Source organism: Microbacterium horticulturae (assembly GCF_029094505.1).
GTDB lineage: Bacteria > Actinomycetota > Actinomycetes > Actinomycetales > Microbacteriaceae > Microbacterium > Microbacterium horticulturae.
Window position 1 is genome coordinate 1,372,682 of record NZ_CP119108.1, and the last position, 21,208, is coordinate 1,393,889.

Sequence of the window (21,208 nt, forward strand, 5' to 3'; positions counted from 1 at the left end):
CGTGAACGATCAGTTGGACTTCGCGGTGATCCACACCGTCACACCGATGAGGGTGCCGATGCCGAAGATCCAGATGAAGAGGCCCTCTGCGACGGGGCCGAGAGAACCGAGGCCGAAGCCGCCGACCGATTCGTGATCCTGCAGGTAGAGCAGGTACGAGATGATGTCGCGCTTCTCGTCGAGGTTCAGGTTCATGTTGCTGAACACGGGCATGTTCTGCGGGCCGGTGACCATCGCGGCGTACATGTGCAGTGCGCTGGTGTTCTCCAGCGACGGCGCGAACTTGCCCTGGGTCAGGGCACCGCCGGCGCCGGCGACGTTGTGGCACATGGCGCAGTTGGTGCGGAAGATCTCCGCGCCGTTGGCGACGTCGCCCTTGCCGTCGAGCGTTTCTTCAGACGGGTATGTCGGGCCGGGGGCGACGGACTGCACGTAGGCGGCGATGGCCTTGATCTGGTCCTCGGTGAACTGCTCGGGCTTCTGCGGGGCCTGCGGGCCCTGCATCGCCAGCGGCATGCGACCGGTGGACACCTGGAACTCCACGGCGAGTTCGCCGACGCCGGCCAGCGACGGGCCGTCGTCGGATCCCTGCAGATCCATGCCGTGACAGGTGGCGCAGTTGGCCTGGAACAGCTTCTTGCCGTCGTCGACGGTCAGTGCCGTCGACGCGGACGTCGACGAGTCGTTGGTCGCGGCGACCGCCGCCGACGCGCCGGCGTAGATGCCGCCGGTCGCCAGCAGACCGATCCCGATGAGGGCGACTGCTGCCAGGGGACTGCGGCGCCCGGAGACGCGACGCTTCTTCTCACGTGCCATTTCGATGCGGCCTTCGCTTCTTATTTCAGGAAGTAGATGACGAGGAACAGGGCGATCCAGACGACGTCGACGAAGTGCCAGTAGTACGACACGACGATGGATGTCGTCATCTCCTTGCGCCCGAAGTTCTTCACGGCGTAGGCGCGTCCGATCACCAGGAGGAACGCGATGAGACCGCCGGTCACGTGCAGGGCGTGGAAGCCGGTGGTGAGGTAGAACGCCGACGCGTAGGCGTTCGCGTGGATCGGCATGCCCTCGGCGACGAGCTGGGCGTACTCCCACACCTGACCGGACACGAAGATCGCGCCCATCGCGAAGGTGAGGAAGAACCACTCGACCATGCCCCAGCCCAGAGGCCCGCGCTTCTTCACGGAATAGGGCTGGAACCGCTCCGCCGCGAACACGCCCATCTGGCACGTCACCGACGAGAGCACGAGGATGATCGTGTTCACGGCGGCGTACGGCACGTTCAGGTGCTGCGTCATCTCCGCCCACAGGTCGGGGGACGTGCTGCGCAGCGTGAAGTAGATCGCGAAGAGTCCCGCGAAGAACATCACCTCGCTGCCGAGCCAGACGATCGTGCCGACGGCGACCGGGTCAGGTCGCTTCACTGTGCGCAAAGCCTGATTGAAAGTCGCTGGGGTCGTCACGCACACCATTATGGCCGATTCTGCGGCGGGATTCTCGCATCGGCGTGCCTGAAATGACCGCCATACGGGGTTAGGCAACCCTAAGAAGTGGCCGCCCGATCGATGCGAATCAGCCACGGAACTGCTGGATCAGGGCTGAGAATCCCCGGTGAATGCGTCAGTTCTTCTGAAGGGGGGGTGTCCGTCACGGAAACGGGGCGGATTCGTGCCGGCAAGTAGGATCTTCAGTCATGGCAGAACTCACGTCGTGGTCCGGCATCCTCACCGCACTCCTGGAGGGACGCGACCTCAGCGTCTCGGAGGCGACGTGGGCGATGCGCGCGGTCATGGCGGGCGAAGCGACGCCGTCCCAGCTTGCGGGCTTCCTCGTCGCGCTGCGGCGCAAGGGCGAGACCGTCGACGAGGTCGTCGGCTTCCGCGACGCCATCCTCGAGGCGGCGCTCCCCCTCCCGGTGAGCGCCGACGTCCTCGACATCGTCGGCACCGGCGGCGACCGCGTGGGCACGGTGAACATCTCCACCATGTCGGCGATCGTGGCCGCGGCATCCGGCATCCCCGTCGTCAAGCACGGCAACAAGGCGGCGAGCTCGTCGTCGGGCTCCAGTGACGTGCTGGCGGCCCTCGGCCTGGATCTGACCCTGTCGCCCGAGACCGTGGCCGAGGTGCTCGAGCGCACCGGCATCACCTTCGCCTTCGCCTCCGCGTTCCATCCGGGTTTCCGGCACGCCGGTGCAACCCGCGCCGAGCTCGGCATCCCCACCGTCTTCAACTTCCTCGGGCCGCTGTGCAACCCGGCCCGTGCCGAAGCCAACGCCGTCGGCGTCGCCCAACTCGACCGTGTGCCGCTGATCACCGGCGTCTTCCGCACACGCGGGGCCACAGCGCTCGTCTTCCGCGGCGACGACGGACTCGACGAGATGACCACGACCGGCCACACCCGGGTGTGGGAGGTCAGTCTCGGCGACATCCACGAGCACGACATCTACCCGCCTGACCTCGGTCTTCCGCTCGCGCGACTCGAAGACCTCATCGGCGGCGACCCGGCCCACAACGCCGAGGTCGTGCGGCGCACGCTCGGCGGCGAGGCGGGGCCGGTCCGCGACGTCGTGCTGCTGAACGCGGCCGCCGGCCTCGTCTCGTATCGCCTGTTCCGCGACCCCACGCAGGTGCAGCGCCCGATCCTGGAGCGCCTCACCGAGGCGCTCCGCGACGGCGCGGAAGTCGTCGACAGCGGTGCGGCAGCGGCCAAGCTCGACGAGTGGATCCGCACGACCCGCGAGCTCGCGCGCTGACCGGCGGCTAACCTGCCAGGGCGTCGAGCACGCGCTGCATCGCCCCGCCCAGTCCCCAGCGCTCGGCCAGGGCGTGCGCGGCGTCGAGGTCGGGCCGCGGGGCGCGTGCGGGAGCGGGCGGCACGTCCGCGTCTGTGGTCACTCGCACGACGGTGGGGGCCACATCGAGATAGGCGGCGGATGCCAGCACGTTCGTGCGTGCACGCGGCGTCAGACCTTCGCCGGCGTCGGCCGCCGCCCGGATGCCGGCGAGATCGCCGTGCGCGGCCAGCAGGCCCGCCGCCGTCTTCTCGCCGATGCCCGCGACACCGGGCAGCCCGTCCGAGGGATCGCCGCGCAGCACCGCGAAGTCCACGTACTGCCCGGCGTGCACGCCGTACTTGGTCTGCACGACCTCGTCGGTGACGACCTCGAGCCGGCTCATCCCGCGGGCCGTGTAGACCACGCGCACTCCGCGGTCGTCGTCGATGACCTGGAACAGGTCGCGGTCGCCGGTGACCACGTCGACGGGCCCGGTGGCGCGGGCGGCGAGCGTGCCGATGACGTCGTCGGCTTCATGGTCCGCGGCGCCGACCGGCGGCATCCCGAGCGCTTCCAGCACCTCTCGGATGATCGGCACCTGCACGATCAGCTCCGGCGGGACGTCTTCGGCCCACGTCCCGTCGGAGAGCGTCTGCGCGACCCGATGCGCCTTGTACGACGCGATCAGCCCGACGCGCCAGCGCGGGCGCCATGCGTCGTCCCAGCAGGCGACCACGGGGCCCGGCCGATAGGTCGCGACGAGCTTGGCGATGATGTCGAGGAAGCCGCGGACGGCGTTGACCGGCGTGCCGTCGGGGGCGGTGATGGATGCCGGGGCTCCGTAGAATCCGCGGAAATACAGCGATGCGGAGTCGAGGAGCATGAGCGGAGCGACCATCGTGTCAGTGTGACACGGGCGGGGCATCCTCCGTCAGCGTGTCGTGGATGCGATGCAGATCGACCAGGAGCGAGCCGACGAGCACCCAGTGGCCCGAGCGCGGCGCGGCCACTGACAGCGGGCGGGTGAGGGCCGGTGCGTCCTCCTCAGCGGGCGCGAGATCGGTCGCATCCTCCATGCGCTGCACGAGCAGGCGCACATCGTGCGCGGCGCGGTGCAGCTGCTCACTGATGGCGGTCACGGTGGGTTCCGTCTCGAGATCGGCGTCGTAGCGATCGTAGAAGGTGCGGGTCATCCCGATGGTCTGGGTGATCACCGTCGAGAAGCGATCGAGCAGCCGCTGCAGCTCGGTGAGCTCCGATCGGTGCCGGGCCGCGCGAGGGTTGAGGGTCAGCGACTCGGTCGCGGTGCTGATGGCGGTCTCGGCGCGCTCGCGCATGGACCGCAGCAGGCGTGCGGTGACCAGGAGCTCTGTCAACGACGCGGCCGTCTGCGGGCGCTGCAGGGCATCGGCGAGGCGGTCGAGAGTGTCCGCGAGCTCGACGCCGAGCAGGTCGACACTGCGGTGGGCGGGCGCGACCGCCACCGGCGGAACGATCGCCACGTTCACGATGAAGCCGATGACCGCGCCGATCATCGTCTCGATGATGCGATCGACCGCGTAGCCGGGCGTACCGATGCCCAGTGCCAGGACGAGCATCGCGCTGATGGCGACCTGGTTCGCGGTGCCGGACGTCATCCGCAGCGCCCAGGCGAGCAAAAGCGCGAGCAGGATGGCGGCGATGATGATCCAGGTGCCGTTGCCGAGCGCGAGCCCGAGGACTCCGGCCACGGCGACGCCGATGATCACGCCGACCGTGCGCTCGACCGCCTTCGAGAACGATTGGTTCAGGCTCGGCTGGACCACAAGCAATGCGGCGATGGCGGCGAACACCGGCAGCTGCCCGGGAATGAGCCATGCGCACAGCAGCCACGCGATGATCGTGGCGACCGCCGATTTGAGCACCTGCAGGAGGGGAGCCCGGCGGCTCGCGCGAAGGGTCATGCGCATGTCACCACGTTATTGCCCCCGATGCGTCTGCGCCGGTCCTATGCTCAGGTGATCATGGACGACGCGCACCGCGAAGAGTTCCGTGCCCTGCTGACGGCGCGGGCCGAGGAGATCGCTCAGACCACCGCCGCGCTCGATGAGGATCTGGATGCCCTGGCCACCGCGCGCGGTCAGGACACCGCCGATGACGAGCACGACCCCGAGGGAGTCACGCTGTCGGCGGAGTGGTCGCGCATCGCCGGCCTGCGCGCCGAGCAGATGCGTGAGCGCGATGCGGTCGCCGCCGCGCAGACGCGGTGGGATGCCGGCACCTACGGGATCTGTGCGGGCTGCGGCAGGCCCATTCCGATCGGGCGGTTGCGCGTGAGGCCGATGGCGACGCTGTGTGTGGCGTGCGCCGAGCGCGCCGGGGTGTGATCACAGGCCCCAGGAGATCAGCAGTTCGCGCAGCAGATCGGCGAGCTCGCGCTGTCGGGCCGGTGGCAACCCCGCCAGCAGCTGCGCCTCCTCGGCCAGCTGAGCGGGCAGCACGCGGTCGATGAGCTCGCGCCCTGCGTCGGTCAGCGACACACGGGATGCCCGCCCGTCGTCGGGGTCGGCCGAGCGCACCACGAGCTCCGCCTCGGCGAGCCGATGCAGGCGCTTGGTGGTTGCGGCCGGCGACCCGACGATGCCGCGGGTCAGATCGCCCGGGCGCAGCGGCGCCTGGCTGCGACGCAGCTGACTGAGCAGATCGAACTCCGCGCGGCTCACCCCGGCGTCGGCGAGGTTCTGATCGGCTCTCTCCTGCACCGTCTTCGCCGCCAGCAGGACGCGGCCGAGGACCGCGATCGGCGCGGTGTCCAGGCCGGGTCGCATCCGGGCCCACTCGGTTCGGATGCGGTCGATCGAATCGTCCATGGCGAGAATCCTTTCACGCGTGAAGTAGAATAGTTCACGAGTAAACAAAATGACAGGAGATCTATGCGGGCGTTCGGTGCGCAGCTGTTCCATTTCGGGCCCGACGGGGGAGCGTGGCGTGTCGCCGTCCGCTGTGTGATCAGCATTGGTGTGCCGATGCTCGTGCTCTTGGCCACCGGCCGGCTCGATCTGCTGGGCGCCGCCGCGTTCGGGGCTTTCGCCGCCGTCTTCGGCCGTGAGCTGACGCCCGGCGCGCGGGCGCGCCTGCAAGCGTTGATGGGCGCCGGGCTGGCGGCATCCGTCGTCATCGGTCTCGCCGCCGCACACCTGCCGTGGCAGCCGTGGTCGAGCACCATCGTGGTCATCCTCGTGGGCATCGTGGCCAGCGTGCTGGGCAACATCGTGCAGTGGAAGCCGGCGGGGCCGCTGTTCTTCATCTTCGCGTCGGGGGCGTTCGCCGGCGGGCCGGCGCTCGGGCTCGCCGGTGCCGCGCTGATCGCTGTCGTGACGATAGCGACCTCCGCCTTGGCGGTGCTGGTCGGCGCCGCCGCGGCGCTGCTCACCGGGTGCGGGCACGCCGACCGCCCCGACCGAGCCGTGCGCGGTCGTTGGCAGGACGCCGCCGGCGACGGAATGGTCGTCGATGTCGTCGTGGCTTCGACCCTCGCCGGCGCGGTCGCGCTGGTCTTGGGCCTTGACCACGTGTATTGGGCGGTGCTCTCGGCGGTGGTCCCCGCGTCGGTGTCGCTGCGTGGACCCTGGGTCGCCAAAGGCGCGCACCGCGTCATCGGGACGGCGGCCGGCGTCGCGCTGGCCGCGCCGCTGCTGATGCTGGCGCTGCCGGGCTGGGCCGTCGTCGTCGTCGCGCTCGTCCTGCAGCTGGGCACCGAGCTGTTCGTGCCGCGCAACTACGGGCTCGCGATGCTGTTCATCACGCCGCTCGCGCTGCTCATCAGCAGCGCCGCGCATCCCGGTGACACGGCGTCCCTGCTGTTCGACCGGTTCTGGGCGACGGTGGTGGGGATCGGGATCGGGATGCTGGTGCTCACCGTCCGTGCCGCGCGGGCACGCAGTCGCGCCCCGCGCACCGTGCTCGGCTGAGCCGGCTCATGCGCCCGGCCGGCGGCGCTGCAGGTCGCGTGCGGCCTCGCCGGCGGTGCGGCCCAGGAGGCGCTCGGCGAACAGAAGGTCGTAGCCGGAGTTGCGGGTCCGGGCGGCGCGCAGGCTCGTCGCGGAGTGCTCGCCTCGGGCCGGCGTCGACGCGAGGAACGCGTCGTAGCGACGCAGGCGAATGCCCAATCCCTCGCTGGTGACGCCGATGCGGTCCACGTCGGCCCACGGGATCCGGCCGGCGCCCGTCACGCGGATGCCCTCATCGTCGGCGACCAGCACGGTGGAGCGCCGCCACTGCCGGACCAGCGAGTAGCCACCGCCGACGCCGAAGAAGCCGATCGCGGCGACGCCGACGATGAGGTTCAGCGTCTTGGTCGGTGCGAGCGCGAGGATGACCACGCCCATGGCGGTGAACAGCACGCAGACCACCAGCAGGAAGACGAGACTGCGCCGCGGAGAGACGATCTTGAGCACATCGGGGGAATCGGCCACGACTCAACGGTAGACGGATGCCGGGAACATCGCGGGCACCAGGGGTGTTCTGATAACCTGGAGTGTCAGTCGCGTGGCCGTTCCGGCCGCGGGGACGACAACCGCAACACAATCCGCTTCGCTCCGGCATTCACGATGTCTTCCTTCCGGGAGAACACGTGCGCCGGGGCCCGACTTCTGAAACCAACAAGGACAACCCACTACATGACTACCGCAACGACCGCCCCGGCCATCACGCAGGTCGCGATCAACGACATCGGATCTGCTGAAGACTTCATGGCCGCGGTCGAAAAGACCCTGAAGTTCTTCAACGACGGAGACCTCATCGAAGGCACCGTCGTGAAGATCGACCGCGACGAGGTGCTCCTCGACGTCGGGTACAAGACCGAGGGTGTCATTCCCTCGCGCGAACTTTCCATCAAGCACGACGTCGACCCCAACGAGGTCGTCAAGGTCGGCGATGAAGTCGAGGCGCTGGTCCTCCAGAAGGAGGACAAGGAAGGCCGCCTCATCCTGTCCAAGAAGCGCGCACAGTACGAGCGCGCCTGGGGCGATGTCGAGAAGATCAAGGAGAACGACGGCGTCGTGACCGGTCAGGTCATCGAGGTCGTCAAGGGTGGTCTTATCGTCGACATCGGGCTGCGCGGCTTCCTGCCGGCGTCGCTCATCGAGCTGCGCCGCGTCCGCGACCTGACCCCGTACCTGGGCCAGGAGCTGGAGGCGAAGATCCTCGAGCTCGACAAGAACCGCAACAACGTGGTGCTCTCGCGCCGCGCCCTGCTCGAGCAGACGCAGTCCGAGTCGCGCACGAACTTCCTCAACAACCTGCACAAGGGCCAGATCCGCAAGGGCACGGTCTCGTCGATCGTCAACTTCGGTGCGTTCGTCGACCTGGGCGGCGTGGACGGCCTGGTGCACGTCTCCGAGCTCAGCTGGAAGCACATCGAGCACGCCAGCGAGGTCGTCGAGGTGGGCCAGGAGGTCACCGTCGAGGTTCTCGAGGTCGACCTCGACCGCGAGCGCGTCTCCCTGTCGCTGAAGGCGACGCAGGAGGACCCGTGGCAGGTCTTCGCCCGCACCCACGCGATCGGCCAGATCGCACCGGGCAAGGTCACCAAGCTCGTTCCGTTCGGTGCGTTCGTTCGCGTCGCGGACGGCATCGAGGGCCTCGTGCACATCTCCGAGCTGTCGGGCAAGCACGTCGAGCTGGCCGAGCAGGTCGTCTCGGTGGGTGAAGAGGTCTTCGTCAAGGTCATCGACATCGACCTGGAGCGCCGCCGCATCTCGCTGTCGCTCAAGCAGGCGAACGACGCCGTCGACCCGTTCGGCACCGAGTTCGACCCGGCCCTCTACGGCATGGCCACCGAGTACGACGAGAACGGGGAGTACAAGTTCCCCGAGGGGTTCGACCCGGAGACCAACCAGTGGAAGGAAGGCTTCGACGAGCAGCGCGAGAAGTGGGAGCAGGAATACGCTGCCGCACAGGCGCGCTGGGAGGCCCACAAGGCACAGGTCGCCAAGGCGGCCGAGGCCGAGGCCGCCGGCTTCGGCGGCAACGAGCCGTCGTCGTCCTTCTCCAGCGACTCCAACTCGGTCGGCACCCTCGCCGACGACGAGGCGCTCGCCGCTCTGCGGGAGAAGCTGTCGGGCCGCTGATACGGTCTGCAACGCACGGAAGGGTCGGGGCCTCGGGCTCCGGCCCTTCCGCCGTCTTCCGGGAGGATGGCCGCGACACGCGCTACGGTCGCAGTATGCACGAGCCGGCGCCCGGGTCGCCCACGGTCGACCGCACACGCGACCGCGCCGCGCTCCTGAACCAGCTGATGCTGGCCGGGGTCGTGCTGGTGGCCGCCTTCCTCGCGTTCACGCCGGGGTTCGCCGGCGATCTCGCGCTGCTGTTCGCCGGTGCCGCGATCGTCTTGCTGCTGACCGGCGCGGTACTGCTGGTGCCCTGGCATCGCCTCTCCCGGCCCTGGCTGCTGATCGTCCCCGCGGGCGACATCCTCGCCGTCGGCCTGATGCGGTTCGCGGAGGGCTCGACCGGCATCGGACTGCTGTGGGTGTTCCCGGCGATGTGGCTGGCCGCGGATTTCGGGCTCGTCGGCATCGTCGGGGGACTGGGCACCAGCATGGCGCTGTTCGGTGTCGCCCTCGCCCACGACCCCACTCAGATCATCGGGTTTCCGACGCTCCTGCTGCCGCTGACGATCCTGGCCGTCAGCGCCGTGACGTTCGTCAATGCGCGACGCGCGGCTGCACAGCGGACGCTGCTCGACGCCCAAGCCGGGGTGCTCGGCCGTGCGCTGGAGCGCACGCAGCGTCAGGAGCGGCAACTCCTGACGACGCTGGAAGCGCGTGACGAGCTCGTCGCCTCGGTGTCGCACGAACTGCGCACCCCGCTGACGTCGATCATGGGCTACCTCGATCTCGTCCTCGAGAATCCCGACGTCCCGGCACAGGCGCGACGCGATGTCCAGGTGGCGGAGCGCAATGCCGAGCGGCTTCTGGGCATCACCCGCGACATCCTCGCCGCGTCGCAGCGCACGCACGACGCGCACACGCGGCTCGAACTGCAGAGAGCCGACGCCGATGTGGCCGACATCGTCCTCCGCTCCTCCGAATCGCTCGCTCCGCGCGCGGCCGAGCGCCGCATCGTGATCGACACCCACGCCGTGCGGCCGCTGAGCGCCTTCGTCGACGCCCCGCGCCTGCGGCAGGTGCTGGACAATCTCATCGCGAACGCCATCATCTACAACAGGGAAGGCGGGAGCTTGACGCTGACCACGCGCACGGCCGACGCCGACATCGAGATCCTCGTGCACGACGGGGGCCCCGGTATTCGTCCCGAGGACGTGCCGCAGCTGTTCCAGCGCTTCTACCGCGGCCGCGCCGCGCGGGAAGGCAACGTCGCCGGCACCGGACTGGGGCTGGCGATCAGCCGCGACATCGTCCGCGCGCACGGCGGTGACATCGTGGTCGACAGCGTTCCCGGTCAGGGGACGACCTTCACCGTGCGGCTGCCCGCACTCGGATCGACGCCTCAGGAGGCCACCGATGGATCTTGACCTCACCTCGGTCCTGGTGATGACGGCGCTGACCGTCTCCGTCAGCGGCGCCGTCTTCATCACCGACACTGTCGTGCGCCGCGACGACGCCGTCGGCCGGATCTGGGCCGGGGCGTTTCTGGCGGGGCCGCTCGCACTGCTGGCCTTTCTCGTCTGGGCGCAGGAGCGCTCGGCGTGGTGGGCCGTCGCCGTCGGCAACGCCGCATTCGTGTCGACGATCTCGATGATGTGGCTGGGATGCCGTCGCTACAACGAACGGCGTATGGCGGTGGCCGCAGCAGGAGTGGTCGCAGGCGCGGTCCTGGCGGCGGGCGCCGTGCTGGTCGCGGGGCCCGATGGAGGGGACTGGGCGGGCGCCCGCACGATGTACTTGCTGCTGACCGTCTTCGGCGTCCTCGGCTGCGTCGAGTGCCTGCGCGGTGCGCTGCGGGCGACTCGTGTCGCATGGGCGCTCGCGGTCGTGCTCATGCTGCACAGCGCCTTCTGCCTGCTTCGCCTGGTCGTCTTCGCCGTCGCCGGTCCCGACAGCGGCTTCTTCGAGACGTGGCTGTCGACGATCCCCGCGAGCTTCGTCACGGTGATCCTCACCATCGTCGCGCTGGTGACGGCATCCGTCCTCCGTGCCGGCCGCGTGCCCGTGCGTGGCCTGCGCTCCCTGAGCGGTGCGCGAGGACGGACCGCCGCCGAGATGGCGCGTGCGACCGGCGCCGACAGCGGAGTGCTCGTCGCCGAGCAGTTCTGGATCGCGCTGCAGGGCCTACTCACCCGCGCGAGCTGGCACAACGAGCTCGTGGCCGTGTTCGCGGTGCGCGTCGACGACCTGCAGCGGATCGCCACCGCGTTCGGCACCGAGGCGGCTGCGGATGTCGCACGGGCGTGGCGGCAGAGCGTTCGTCACCACGTGCCGGCGGCGGCCCGGGTCGGCGAGGACGGACCGTCCGCTCTGCTGGTCTCGACGGTGGTCGTCTCGGCAGCCGATGCGCGCCGGGCCGCCGAGCGCATCTCGCAGGGCGCGTTCGAGGATCTGCGCACGGTTCCCGGCGCGGTGCTGCCGACGGTGGGCGTGGGCGTGGCTCTCACAGACGATCAGGGGTGGGATGCCGCGGCCCTGGTCGCATGCGCGCGTGCGGCGTCAGTCGGCGGTGAGGCGATAGCCGACGCCGCGGACGGTCTCGATCCAACGCGGCCGTGACGGCGACTCGCCGAGCTTGCGGCGCAGGTTCGCCATGTGCACTTCGATCGCGCGTGCATCGCTGTCGCTGACATAGCCCTGCGCGATCCCGCGCAGGGCGAGGGCGAGCTCGGTCTTGCTGCGCACGAGCCTGCGGGAGGAGAGCAGCTCCGCGAGCAGGTCGAACTCGCTCGGGGTGAGCTCGAGCTGGGTGCCGTCGGCCTCGACAAGATGCATCTGCCGGTGCAGCCGCAGCCCCTTGTGCTCGAGCCACGACTGCCCTTCGCCGCCGTTCGAGGGCGTCAGCACATGCGCGCGCGGCCGACGGAGCATGGCATCGATGCGCGCACGCAGTTCGCGGGGGCGGAACGGCTTGGCGATGTAGTCGTCGGCGCCCGCCTCGAGTCCCTGGAGGGCATCGACCTCTTCGGTGCGGGCGGTCAGGATGACGAGATAGGTGGAGCTCGCCGCCCGGATCCGGCGCGCGGCCTCGAAGCCGTCCATCCCCGGCATGTTCAGATCGAGCGTGGTCACCAGAGGGTCGTGCTCGCGTACGAGGGCGACGCCGGCGGCGCCGTCGGTGGCGGTGCGCACGTGGAACCCCGCCTGGGCGAGCACGGTCGCCAGCAGATGGCGGATGTCGTGCTCGTCCTCGATGACGACGGCACAGCGCAGCTCCGGCACGTGATCCTCCCCCGCAGTCAGGATATCGCCGAGAGGGGCGCGGTGTCCGTGGCATCCTCGTAGGCATGCCCCTCATCGCGCTGACCGGAGGGATCGCCTCCGGAAAGTCCACCGTCGCCCGTCGCCTCGCCGAGCACGGCGCCGTCCTCGTCGACGCCGACGCCATCGTGCGCGAGGTGCAGAGCCCCGGCTCGCCGGTGCTCGCCGAGATAGCGTCCGCGTTCGGCGAAGGGATGCTGCGTCCGGACGGATCGCTCGATCGCGCCGCCCTCGGCGGGCATGTCTTCGGACACGCCGACCGGGTGGCGCGGCTGAACGCCATCGTGCATCCCGCCGTCGGCGAGGAATCGAAGCGGCGTTTCGCCGCGGCCTTCGCGGCCGACCCCGCCGCGATCGTCGTGTACGACGTGCCGCTGCTGGCCGAGGCCCGCGCCGACGATCCGTGGGACCTCGTCGTCGTCGCCCACGCGCCGGCAGCCGTGCGCGAGCAGCGGCTGGTCGAGCTGCGCGGCATGACCCCGGACGACGCCCGCGCGCGCATAGCGTCGCAGGCCGGCGACGACGAGCGGCTCGCGCTCGCCGACGTCGTCATCGACACGGCCGGGTCGCTCGCGCACACCGGCGCACAGACGGACGCGCTCTGGGAGCGACTGTCGGAACCCCGACGTAGCCTGGAGTGATGCAGACCACTCGCTCCGTGCGGCCCTTCGAGGTCGTCAGCGAATATGTGCCCAGCGGCGATCAGCCTCAGGCGATCGAACAGCTCGCCGCGCGCATCAACGCGGGCGAGACCGACGTCGTGCTGCTCGGTGCGACCGGCACGGGTAAGTCGGCGACGACGGCCTGGCTCATCGAGAAGGTGCAGCGGCCGACCCTCGTGCTCGCGCACAACAAGACCCTCGCCGCGCAGCTGGCCAACGAGTTCCGCGACCTCATGCCGCACAACGCGGTCGAGTACTTCGTCAGCTACTACGACTACTACCAGCCCGAGGCGTACGTGCCGCAGACCGACACCTTCATCGAGAAGGACTCGTCGATCAACGCCGAGGTCGAGCGGCTGCGGCACTCGACGACGAACTCGCTGCTCAGTCGCCGCGACGTCGTCGTGGTCTCGACCGTGTCGTGCATCTACGGCCTGGGCGCGCCCGAAGAGTACCTGCGGGCCATGGTGGCGCTGCAGGTGGGTGAGCGCTACGACCGCGACGCGCTGATCCGGCAGTTCATCGCCATGCAGTACAACCGCAACGACGTCGATTTCTCGCGCGGCAACTTCCGGGTGCGCGGCGACACGATCGAGATCATCCCCGTGTACGAGGAGTACGCGATCCGCATCGAGCTGTTCGGCGACGAGATCGAGGCACTCTACATGCTGCATCCGCTGACCGGCGAGGTGATCCGCACCCTCGACTCCGTGCCGATCTTCCCGGCCTCGCACTACGTCGCCGGCACCGATGTCATCCACCGCGCGATCGGCACGATCGAGCAAGAGCTCGCCGAGCGTCTGGCCGAGTTCGAGCGTCAGGGCAAGCTGCTCGAGGCCCAGCGGCTGCGCATGCGCACGACGTTCGACCTCGAGATGCTGCAGCAGCTCGGGTTCTGCTCGGGCATCGAGAATTACTCGCGGCACCTCGACGGGCGCTCGCCCGGCGAGCCGCCGCACACCCTTCTGGACTTCTTCCCCGACGACTTCCTCCTGGTCATCGACGAGTCGCATGTGACCGTCCCGCAGGTGGGGGCGATGTACGAGGGGGATGCCTCGCGCAAGCGCACTCTCGTCGAGCACGGCTTCCGGCTGCCCTCCGCGATGGACAACCGACCGCTCCGCTGGGACGAGTTCAAAGAGCGCATCGGGCAGACCGTCTACCTGTCGGCGACCCCCGGCCGGTACGAGATGGGCGTGGCCGACGGCATCGTCGAGCAGATCATCCGCCCGACGGGCCTGGTCGACCCCGAGATCGTCGTGAAGCCGTCCAAGGGGCAGATCGACGACCTGCTCGAAGAGATCCGGCAGCGCACGCAGCGTGATGAGCGGGTCCTGGTGACGACGCTGACGAAGAAGATGGCCGAGGAGCTCACCGACTTCCTCGGCGAGCACGGCGTGCGGGTGCGGTATCTGCACTCCGACGTCGACACGCTGCGGCGCGTCGAGCTTCTCACCGAGCTGCGCGCGGGCGTCTACGACGTGCTCGTGGGCATCAACCTGCTGCGCGAGGGCCTCGACCTTCCCGAGGTGTCGCTCGTGGCGATCCTCGACGCCGACAAAGAGGGGTTCCTGCGCAGCGGCACCTCGCTGATCCAGACGATCGGGCGCGCGGCGCGCAACGTGTCGGGGCAGGTGCACATGTACGCCGACAACATGACCGACTCGATGCGCACCGCGATCGACGAGACCGAGCGGCGCCGTGAGATCCAGGTCGCGTACAACACCGAGCACGGCATCGACCCGCAGCCGCTGCGCAAGCGGATCGCCGACATCACCGAGGTGCTGGCCCGTGAAGGCGCCGACACCGCGGCGATGATGTCGAAGCGGGATGCCGCCAAGCCCAAGAGCGGCAAGGGCAAGAGCCCGACACCGCAGCTGCGGCGGGAGGGGCTCGCCGCCGAGGGGGCGCAACAGCTCGAAGACACCATCGCCGACCTGACCGGTCAGATGCTCTCCGCGGCGCAGGAGCTCAAGTTCGAGCTCGCGGCACGACTGCGCGACGAAGTGCAGGATCTGAAGAAGCAGCTGCGGGCGATGGAGAAGGCCGGCCACGCCTGAGCGCGTGTGCGGCATCCGATAGCGTGAACCTGTGACCACCCTGAACGCCCGCGGTCTTCTGATCGGATCGGTCGTCGGCGTGGGTGTGCTCATCGTCCTCGGGGTGCTGACCGCGGGGCCCGTGCAGGTCGAAGGACCACGCTGGAGCCCGCCGGCGGTGACGCCTACGCCCCTCCAGCTTCCGGGCGCATCGCCGGGCAGCCGCCTTCCGCAGACGGTGGCAGCCGATCCGCTGCTGGAACGCATCGTCGGGATCATCCTCGAGGTGCTGTTCGCCGTCGCCGTGGCAGCCGTCGTCGCGGTGATCGTCGTGGTCATCGTCCGACGCATCCGTGAGCGACGGCGTCTGCTGCGTCGTCGCGAGGTGCTCGGCGAGGTCGGCGGGGGAGTCGCATCGGCCTCCGACGGCTCCGTGCCCGCGCCGGTGATGCGACGGGGCATCGCCCGGGCGCTGCAGATCCTCGACGAGCGTCGTGCGCCGTCGGACGCCGTGATCGAGGCGTGGCTGGGGCTGGAGGAGGCCGCGGCCGACGCCGGCGCCGGGCGCAACCCAGCCGAGACGCCCGCGGAGTACACCGCCCGCATCGTGCAGCGGTTCGACACCGACACCGCTGCCGCGCAGTCCCTGCTCCGGCTGTACCAGGACGTGCGCTTCGGCGGGCGCACGGCCGATGCGGCAACCGTCGCCGCCGCGCGCGACAGCCTCCTGCGGCTGCAGTCTTCCTGGCACGAGGTTCCGGAGGCGAGCCGATGACGCCCCGCGAGCTGATCCGCCCGGCACTGGCCACCCTCGTGGCCGCCGGAGCGGTCGGCGGTGCCCTGTGGTTCTTCGGACTCACCTGGCCGTTCGCGGTCGCGGCGGGTGCGCTCGTGATCGCCGGCGTGGTCGCATGGACCGCGCACAACGGATCGGAACCCGCTCTCTACCCCGTCGTCCGCGCCGAGCAGCGTCCGGGAACGCGGTCCGAGCTCGTCCAGACCGCGTGGGCGCTCCGGCCACGCCACGGAGAGATCGGGGACGCCGGCATCAAGCGCGTTCGCGCGTTCGCGCGTCGCCGGCTCGCACGCAACGGCTGGGATCTCGACGACGCGGCCGCCGCTCCCGCCATCCGCCGGGCGGTCGGCGACCGCGCCTGGTCGGTCCTCGCCGGCGCGAACACCACCCGGATGACCGATGTCGAGCACTGCCTGGACGTGCTCGAAGCCTTCGAGACGACAGGAGAGCAGCACCCGTGACATCCCCCACCGACGAAGAGATCACACCGTACACGCCCGAGCGTGCGGGTCAGACCGCGCGGCGCATCCTCGATGCCGTCGGCACCGTGGTCATCGGGCAGGAAGAGCCCCTGCGGCTGGCGCTGGCCGCGATCCTCGCCGGCGGCCACGTGCTCTTCGAAGACGTGCCGGGGCTCGGCAAGACCCTCGCGGCACGCGCGCTCGCCCAGGCGTCGGGGCTCGCTTTCCGCCGGCTGCAGTGCACGCCCGACCTGCTGCCCAGTGACATCACCGGCTCGTACGTGTACGCGCCCGACTCTGGCACTTTCCAGTTCCGCCCCGGCCCGGTGTTCACCGGGCTGCTCCTGGCGGACGAGCTCAACCGCACGGCGCCCAAGACGCAGTCGGCGTTGCTGGAGGCCATGGCCGAGGGCCAGGTCACGGTCGAGGGCGACAGCTTCGCGCTGCCGCGGCCGTTCCACCTGATCGCGACGGCGAACCCCATCGAATATGAGGGCACCTACGCCCTGCCGGAGGCGCAGCTCGACCGCTTCCTCGTCCGGCTCAGTGTCGGGTACCCCGATCGTGCCGGCGAAGAGCAGATCCTGCAGAACCGCGTCACTCGTCGCACCGAGGTCGCCACCGTCGCGCAGGTCGTGGATGCCGACGAGCTGCGGGGGATGCAGGCGGGGGTCGAGGCGGTCCATGTCGATCCCGATGTGATCCGCTACTGCGTGGACCTGGCCGCAGCGACCCGCAGCGACCTCTCCGTCGAGGTGGGCGCTTCGCCCCGCGGCTCACAGGCGCTCATGCTGGTCGCCCGAGCCGTGGCCGTCATCGACGGCCGTGACTACATCACGCCCGATGACGTCAAGCGGGTCGCGGTGCCCGTCCTCGCGCACCGGCTGACCCTGACGCCGGCGGCATGGGCCAACGGCACCGATCCCGCGCGTGTCGTCGAAGCGGTGGTCGCAGCCGTTCCCGGACCGCCCTCGGTGGCCCGCGCGGCTCACGCGTCCTGATGCGCGGCATCGCGTCGCCGGCGAGTGCGGCCGGCATCGGCACGGGCGTCGTCCTGCTGGCGGCAGCGCTCGGCTTCGGCCGCGTCGACCTGGCGGTGGCGGGCGCTCTTCTGCTCGTGGCGGCGGCCACGGCGATGTCGAGCCGCCGCGGTGCGGGCGCCCAGATGCGCATCGACCGCGACCAGGCACGTGCCGGCGGCGACGGCAAGACCCTCGAGATTCCGACCCGCATCGCGCTGAGCGTGCCCGACGCCGAGGTCCTCGTCGTGACGACGACGGCACCGGGACGCCGCACGCGTCACACCGCGGTGGCCGGCCCCACGGCCGAGGTGCCGGTGCAGGTGCGTACCGTGCACTCGGGCGATCAGGATCTGCTGGCGGTCGACGCCCTGGCCGTCGGCCGTGACGGCGCGTGGACGATGAGTCTCGGGCCCGGGCAGACCGTGCGCGCACGCATCGATCCACACGCGCGTGCACTGCGCGACCTGCCACTGCCGCGCGTGCCGTCGGGGCTGACCGGCGCGCATGACGCGCCCCGGCCCGGCGACGGCGGCGAGTTCCGCGACATCCACCCGTTCGCGCCCGGCGACCGGCTGCAGCGCATCGACTGGAAGGCCACAGCCCGGCTCGGACGGCGCCCTGGTGACCTATACGTGCGGCGGACTCTGGCCACGAGCGACATCGACGTCGCCGTGGTGCTCGACGACGGCGACGATCTGGCCGGTGTGCTCGGCGACTGGGTGCGGGGCGATCCCGGCCTGGGCCTACCGACGTCCATGGACGTCGCGCGCGAGGCGGCGTGGAGTCTGGCCACCGCGTACCTCGACCGGGCCGACCAGGTGTCGTTCCAGGTGCTCTCGCGTCTGTCGAGCGCCGTCCCGCGCGGATCGGGCGCGCGGCACCGCGAGCGGCTCCGCTCCGCGATAGCGGTGGTGACGGCCCAACAGCGCATGGTGCGCAGTCGCACGCCGCTCGTCCCGGCGAACGCCCTCGTCGTGCTGTTGTCGACGTTCCTCGACGACGAGCCGGTGCGGCTGGCCGGGCTCTGGCGTGCGGGCGGTCACCGCGTGGTCACGGTCGACGTGCTGCCACAGCTGCGCACCGAGCGGCTGCGCCGGGAGGAGCTGGCCGCCGCCCGGATCGTCCTCGGCTCGCGCGCGGATCGGCTGGCCGATGTGCGGGCGATGGGTGCGGACGTGCTGGTGTGGGATGCCGAGCCCGGCGCCCGCGCCGCGGCGCTGCGCGCGATGACGCGGCAACGGAGGCGTGGATGACCCGTGATCAAGATGTGCGCATCTCCGTCGGGCGCACCGTGCCTCTGTGGAGCCTGCGGGCTGCGGGCGTCGTCGTGGCCGCAGCATCCTTCTTCCTCGTCCCGGTTCCGTACGCGATCATCGTCGTCTGCCTGGCGACGGTGGGGGCAGCGGTGCCCGCGACATTCACGACCTGGGCGGCCATCGCGGTGCTCGCGCTCGCAGAGCTGGGGCAGGCGCCCGATGCCGGTGCAAGCGTGTTCCTGCTCGTCGCGCATCTGCTGCATGTGATCGGCGGCCTGCAGCTCGCGCTGCCGTGGAAGGGCCGCCTGCAGCTGCGTGCCCTCGCCGCGCCGGCGCGGCGCTGGCTGATGCTGCAGGTGCCCGCGCAGGTTCTGCTCGTGCTCGCGCTGCTCGCGCGCAGTCTGCCGCTGTCGGGCGTGCTCCCGGCCGGCGCGGTGGTGGTCGTGACGGCCGCGGCCATCGTGCTGATGGTCGTTCTCGTGCGCGTGCTGGCCGCGCGTCGCTGAAGGCGCTACCCCGCCAGGAGCCGCTCCCACACCCGGTGCGCGCCCAGCAACCGCAGCAGCGCGTCGACGGCGGCGTCCGCATCGGCGACCACCACGCCCGGGGCGTCGCGCGTGATGTGCGCGCGGTCCAGCACGCCGGCGCCGGCGGAGGTGGCGCCGAGGGCCTTGCCGTGCCGGAACGCCTCTTCGAACACGCGGGTCGTCTCCGCAGACGGATCATCGGCGAGGGCCACCACCGCATCGAACTCGATGCTGGCCGCGGTGTGCGTCGTCCGCTGCACCGGGACTTCGCCGAGCATGCCCCCGTGCGGGGCTATCACCAGCGGCACGGCGCCGGCCGCGTGGACCGCGTCGCGAACGGTGGCGAGCTCGGAAACGTCGGTGGCGTCGTCGGCGACGATCCCCACCGTTCGTCCGTCGATCGGCCAGGTCTCGCCGACCATGCGCAACGCGGGGCTCGGTTCGACATCGGCCGGCTCGAGGGTGGGCGCGGGGGCGTCCAGCCCGAGCGATGCGGCTACCGTGGCGCACAGCCCGGCATCCACGTTGGCGAGCGCAACGAGCTGGCGTCGCTTGACGGCTTCTTCGTAGCACTTGCCGAGCTCGAAGGCGTAGGCGGCGGAGATGTGCTGCTGCTCGATCGGCGTCAGCGAGCGGTAGAAGAGCCGCACCTGAGAGAAGTGGTCCTCGAAGCTCGCGGACTGCGTGCGCTCCTTCACGGACTCGGCGACCACGGCCGGCACGTCGATGAACGCGCCCACATCGGCACCCGCCTGGAACGGGCAGCCGCCGTCGAGCGAGTTGGGATGGTACGGCGCGACACCGCCGTGCACGGCGGACTGATGCATGCCGTCGCGCAGCATGTCATTCACGTCTGCGTGGGGGCGGTTGATGGGCAGCTGGGCGAAGTTGGGACCGCCCAGGCGGGTGATCTGGGTGTCGATGTACGAGAAGAGCCGTCCCTGCAGCAACGGGTCGTTCGTGACGTCGATGCCCGGCACAAGGTGACCGGGGTGGAACGCCACCTGCTCGGTCTCTGCGAAGTAGTTGACAGGGTTGCGGTCGAGGGTCATCGTGCCCACGACGTGGAGCGGTGCCAGCTCTTCGGGGACGAACTTCGTCGGATCGAGCAGGTCGATGCCCGCGAACGTCTCGTCGGGGCTGTCGGGCATCACCTGCAGCGCGAGGTCCCACTGCGGATACGCGCCCGACTCGATGGCGTCGGCGAGGTCGCGGCGGTGGTAGTCGGGGTCTTTGCCGGCGCTGAGCTGCGCTTCCTCCCAGAGCTGGCCGTGTGTGCCGATCTTCGGCCGCCAATGGAACTTGACCAGCACCGTCTCGCCCTGCGCGTTGATCAGTCGGAAGGTGTGCACGCCGAAGCCCTGCATCATCCGGAAGGAACGGGGGATGCCGCGGTCGGACATGTTCCAGATGGTGTGCGCCTGCGCCTCGGTGTGCAGCGAGACGAAGTCCCAGAACGTGTCGTGGGCGGACTGGGCCTGGGGAATCTCCCGGTCGGGGTGCGGCTTGGCGGCGTGGACGACGTCGGGGAACTTGATCGCGTCCTGGATGAAGAACACCGGGATGTTGTTGCCGACGAGGTCGTACACGCCCTCCTCGGTGTAGAACTTCGTCGCGAAGCCGCGGGTGTCGCGGACCGTGTCGGCTGAGCCGCGCGAACCGAGCACCGTGGAGAACCGCACGAACACCGGGGTGGTCACCCCCGCACGCAGGAACCCGGCACAGGTGACCGATTCGGCCGCGCCGTTCGCGGTGAAGGTCCCGTGCGCAGCCGCACCGCGCGCATGCACCGCGCGCTCGGGGATGCGCTCGTGGTCGAAGTGCGTGATCTTCTCGCGGAGGTGGTGGTCCTGCAGCAGCACCGGGCCGCGGGGGCCGGCCTTGAGTGAGCGGTCGGTCTGGCGCAGCCGGGCACCCTGCGCGCTCGTGAGGTATTCGCCCTGCTGCGCCACAGCGGGCGGAGTGTCGGCGGATCGGGCCCCCGTCGGAGTGCGCGGCTCGGGGCCGGATTGGTCGGCCTTGGGCGGCAGCGGTCCCTCCGGTGTGGTCGGCTCGTCGAAGGGAGCGGGACGCGAAGCGGGCGCTCCGGGCACAGAGATGTCGTCGGTCATGATCGAACTCCTCATCGTGGGCGATGAACGCAGGCTAAATCCGGCCGGTGCGGCCCCCGAGCGGCTTGACGGCGCGAAAGACCGCGGCTATCGTCAGCGCGTCGCTGAGGGCGAACACGCTTCACGGCTGAGTGTCGGAGCC

General features: G+C 70.2%; 21 protein-coding genes. 13 read left to right on the top strand and 8 right to left on the bottom strand.

Features of this window, described 5'->3' with window-relative positions; genetic code table 11:
- Positions 1-9: 9 nt before the first annotated feature.
- Together qcrC and ctaE are read right to left on the bottom strand one after the other, a co-directional pair.
- Positions 10-816: a cytochrome bc1 complex diheme cytochrome c subunit gene (gene qcrC, locus PU630_RS06435; RefSeq protein ID WP_275279517.1), complete on the bottom strand. Its 807-nt coding sequence runs from the start codon at positions 814-816 to the stop codon at positions 10-12.
- Positions 817-836: 20 nt separating this feature from the next.
- Positions 837-1,475 (bottom strand): aa3-type cytochrome oxidase subunit III, encoded by a 639-nt coding sequence (gene ctaE, locus PU630_RS06440; RefSeq protein WP_275279518.1) that lies wholly within the window; start codon positions 1,473-1,475, stop codon positions 837-839.
- A gap of 221 nt (positions 1,476-1,696) precedes the next feature.
- Here ctaE and trpD point away from each other — a divergent pair, with 221 nt between their 5' ends.
- Positions 1,697-2,758 carry an anthranilate phosphoribosyltransferase gene (gene trpD, locus PU630_RS06445; protein WP_275279519.1) on the top strand — a complete coding sequence of 354 codons (1,062 nt, stop codon included), beginning with the start codon at positions 1,697-1,699 and terminating at the stop codon, positions 2,756-2,758.
- Between the two features lie 7 nt (positions 2,759-2,765).
- Here the strand turns inward: trpD and PU630_RS06450 are convergent, their stop codons facing one another.
- Positions 2,766-3,677 carry a 5'-3' exonuclease gene (locus PU630_RS06450; protein WP_275279520.1) on the bottom strand — a complete coding sequence of 304 codons (912 nt, stop codon included), beginning with the start codon at positions 3,675-3,677 and terminating at the stop codon, positions 2,766-2,768.
- A 4-nt stretch (positions 3,678-3,681) separates the two neighbouring features.
- Positions 3,682-4,728 carry an FUSC family protein gene (locus PU630_RS06455; protein ID WP_275279521.1) on the bottom strand — a complete coding sequence of 349 codons (1,047 nt, stop codon included), beginning with the start codon at positions 4,726-4,728 and terminating at the stop codon, positions 3,682-3,684.
- A 54-nt stretch (positions 4,729-4,782) separates the two neighbouring features.
- On the opposite strand from PU630_RS06455, the gene PU630_RS06460 reads away from it, so the two are divergent.
- The gene (locus PU630_RS06460; protein ID WP_275279522.1) at positions 4,783-5,145 is read left to right on the top strand and encodes a TraR/DksA family transcriptional regulator; all 363 of its coding nucleotides are present in this window, start codon (positions 4,783-4,785) and stop codon (positions 5,143-5,145) included.
- Here the strand turns inward: PU630_RS06460 and PU630_RS06465 are convergent, their stop codons facing one another.
- The gene (locus PU630_RS06465) at positions 5,146-5,628 is read right to left on the bottom strand and encodes a MarR family winged helix-turn-helix transcriptional regulator (protein WP_275279523.1); all 483 of its coding nucleotides are present in this window, start codon (positions 5,626-5,628) and stop codon (positions 5,146-5,148) included.
- A 63-nt stretch (positions 5,629-5,691) separates the two neighbouring features.
- Between PU630_RS06465 and PU630_RS06470 the strand changes: the two genes are divergently transcribed.
- Positions 5,692-6,729 carry an FUSC family protein gene (locus PU630_RS06470; RefSeq protein ID WP_275279524.1) on the top strand — a complete coding sequence of 346 codons (1,038 nt, stop codon included), beginning with the start codon at positions 5,692-5,694 and terminating at the stop codon, positions 6,727-6,729.
- A gap of 6 nt (positions 6,730-6,735) precedes the next feature.
- Here PU630_RS06470 and PU630_RS06475 read toward each other — a convergent pair whose 3' ends face one another.
- Positions 6,736-7,233: an STM3941 family protein gene (locus PU630_RS06475; RefSeq protein WP_275279525.1), complete on the bottom strand. Its 498-nt coding sequence runs from the start codon at positions 7,231-7,233 to the stop codon at positions 6,736-6,738.
- Between the two features lie 204 nt (positions 7,234-7,437).
- Here PU630_RS06475 and rpsA point away from each other — a divergent pair, with 204 nt between their 5' ends.
- The 3 genes from rpsA (at position 7,438) to PU630_RS06490 (ending at position 11,490) form a co-directional block, all read left to right on the top strand.
- Complete coding sequence (rpsA, locus tag PU630_RS06480; RefSeq protein WP_275279526.1) at positions 7,438-8,889, top strand: 30S ribosomal protein S1; 1,452 nt, start codon at positions 7,438-7,440, stop codon at positions 8,887-8,889.
- A 95-nt stretch (positions 8,890-8,984) separates the two neighbouring features.
- Entirely contained in the window at positions 8,985-10,298 is a 1,314-nt protein-coding gene (locus PU630_RS06485) for a sensor histidine kinase (RefSeq protein ID WP_275279527.1), read from the top strand.
- Positions 10,288-11,490 (top strand): hypothetical protein, encoded by a 1,203-nt coding sequence (locus PU630_RS06490; RefSeq protein ID WP_275279528.1) that lies wholly within the window; start codon positions 10,288-10,290, stop codon positions 11,488-11,490. The genes PU630_RS06485 and PU630_RS06490 overlap by 11 nt, the downstream gene beginning before the upstream one ends.
- Here the strand turns inward: PU630_RS06490 and PU630_RS06495 are convergent.
- A complete protein-coding gene (locus PU630_RS06495; RefSeq protein ID WP_275279529.1) occupies positions 11,431-12,153 on the bottom strand; it encodes a response regulator transcription factor in 723 nt (240 codons plus the stop codon). The genes PU630_RS06490 and PU630_RS06495 overlap by 60 nt on opposite strands.
- Before the next feature lie 65 nt (positions 12,154-12,218).
- Between PU630_RS06495 and coaE the strand changes: the two genes are divergently transcribed.
- From coaE to PU630_RS06530, 7 genes are read left to right on the top strand one after another with little or no spacing between them, the layout of a single operon-like run.
- The gene (coaE, locus tag PU630_RS06500; protein ID WP_275279530.1) at positions 12,219-12,833 is read left to right on the top strand and encodes a dephospho-CoA kinase; all 615 of its coding nucleotides are present in this window, start codon (positions 12,219-12,221) and stop codon (positions 12,831-12,833) included.
- Entirely contained in the window at positions 12,833-14,914 is a 2,082-nt protein-coding gene (gene uvrB / locus PU630_RS06505; protein WP_275279531.1) for an excinuclease ABC subunit UvrB, read from the top strand. The genes coaE and uvrB overlap by 1 nt, the downstream gene beginning before the upstream one ends.
- 31 nt (positions 14,915-14,945) lie before the next feature.
- Entirely contained in the window at positions 14,946-15,668 is a 723-nt protein-coding gene (locus PU630_RS06510) for a DUF4129 domain-containing protein (protein ID WP_275279532.1), read from the top strand.
- Positions 15,665-16,150 (top strand): hypothetical protein, encoded by a 486-nt coding sequence (locus PU630_RS06515; RefSeq protein ID WP_275279533.1) that lies wholly within the window; start codon positions 15,665-15,667, stop codon positions 16,148-16,150. The genes PU630_RS06510 and PU630_RS06515 overlap by 4 nt, the downstream gene beginning before the upstream one ends.
- Before the next feature lie 20 nt (positions 16,151-16,170).
- Entirely contained in the window at positions 16,171-17,151 is a 981-nt protein-coding gene (locus tag PU630_RS06520) for an AAA family ATPase (protein ID WP_275280040.1), read from the top strand.
- Positions 17,151-18,425 carry a DUF58 domain-containing protein gene (locus PU630_RS06525; RefSeq protein ID WP_275279534.1) on the top strand — a complete coding sequence of 425 codons (1,275 nt, stop codon included), beginning with the start codon at positions 17,151-17,153 and terminating at the stop codon, positions 18,423-18,425. The genes PU630_RS06520 and PU630_RS06525 overlap by 1 nt, the downstream gene beginning before the upstream one ends.
- Positions 18,422-18,934 carry a hypothetical protein gene (locus PU630_RS06530; protein ID WP_275279535.1) on the top strand — a complete coding sequence of 171 codons (513 nt, stop codon included), beginning with the start codon at positions 18,422-18,424 and terminating at the stop codon, positions 18,932-18,934. The genes PU630_RS06525 and PU630_RS06530 overlap by 4 nt, the downstream gene beginning before the upstream one ends.
- Positions 18,935-18,939: 5 nt before the next feature.
- Here PU630_RS06530 and PU630_RS06535 read toward each other — a convergent pair whose 3' ends face one another.
- On the bottom strand, positions 18,940-21,066 hold the full coding sequence (locus PU630_RS06535; RefSeq protein ID WP_275279537.1) for a catalase: 2,127 nt from the start codon (positions 21,064-21,066) through the stop codon (positions 18,940-18,942).
- Positions 21,067-21,208 lie beyond the last annotated feature (142 nt).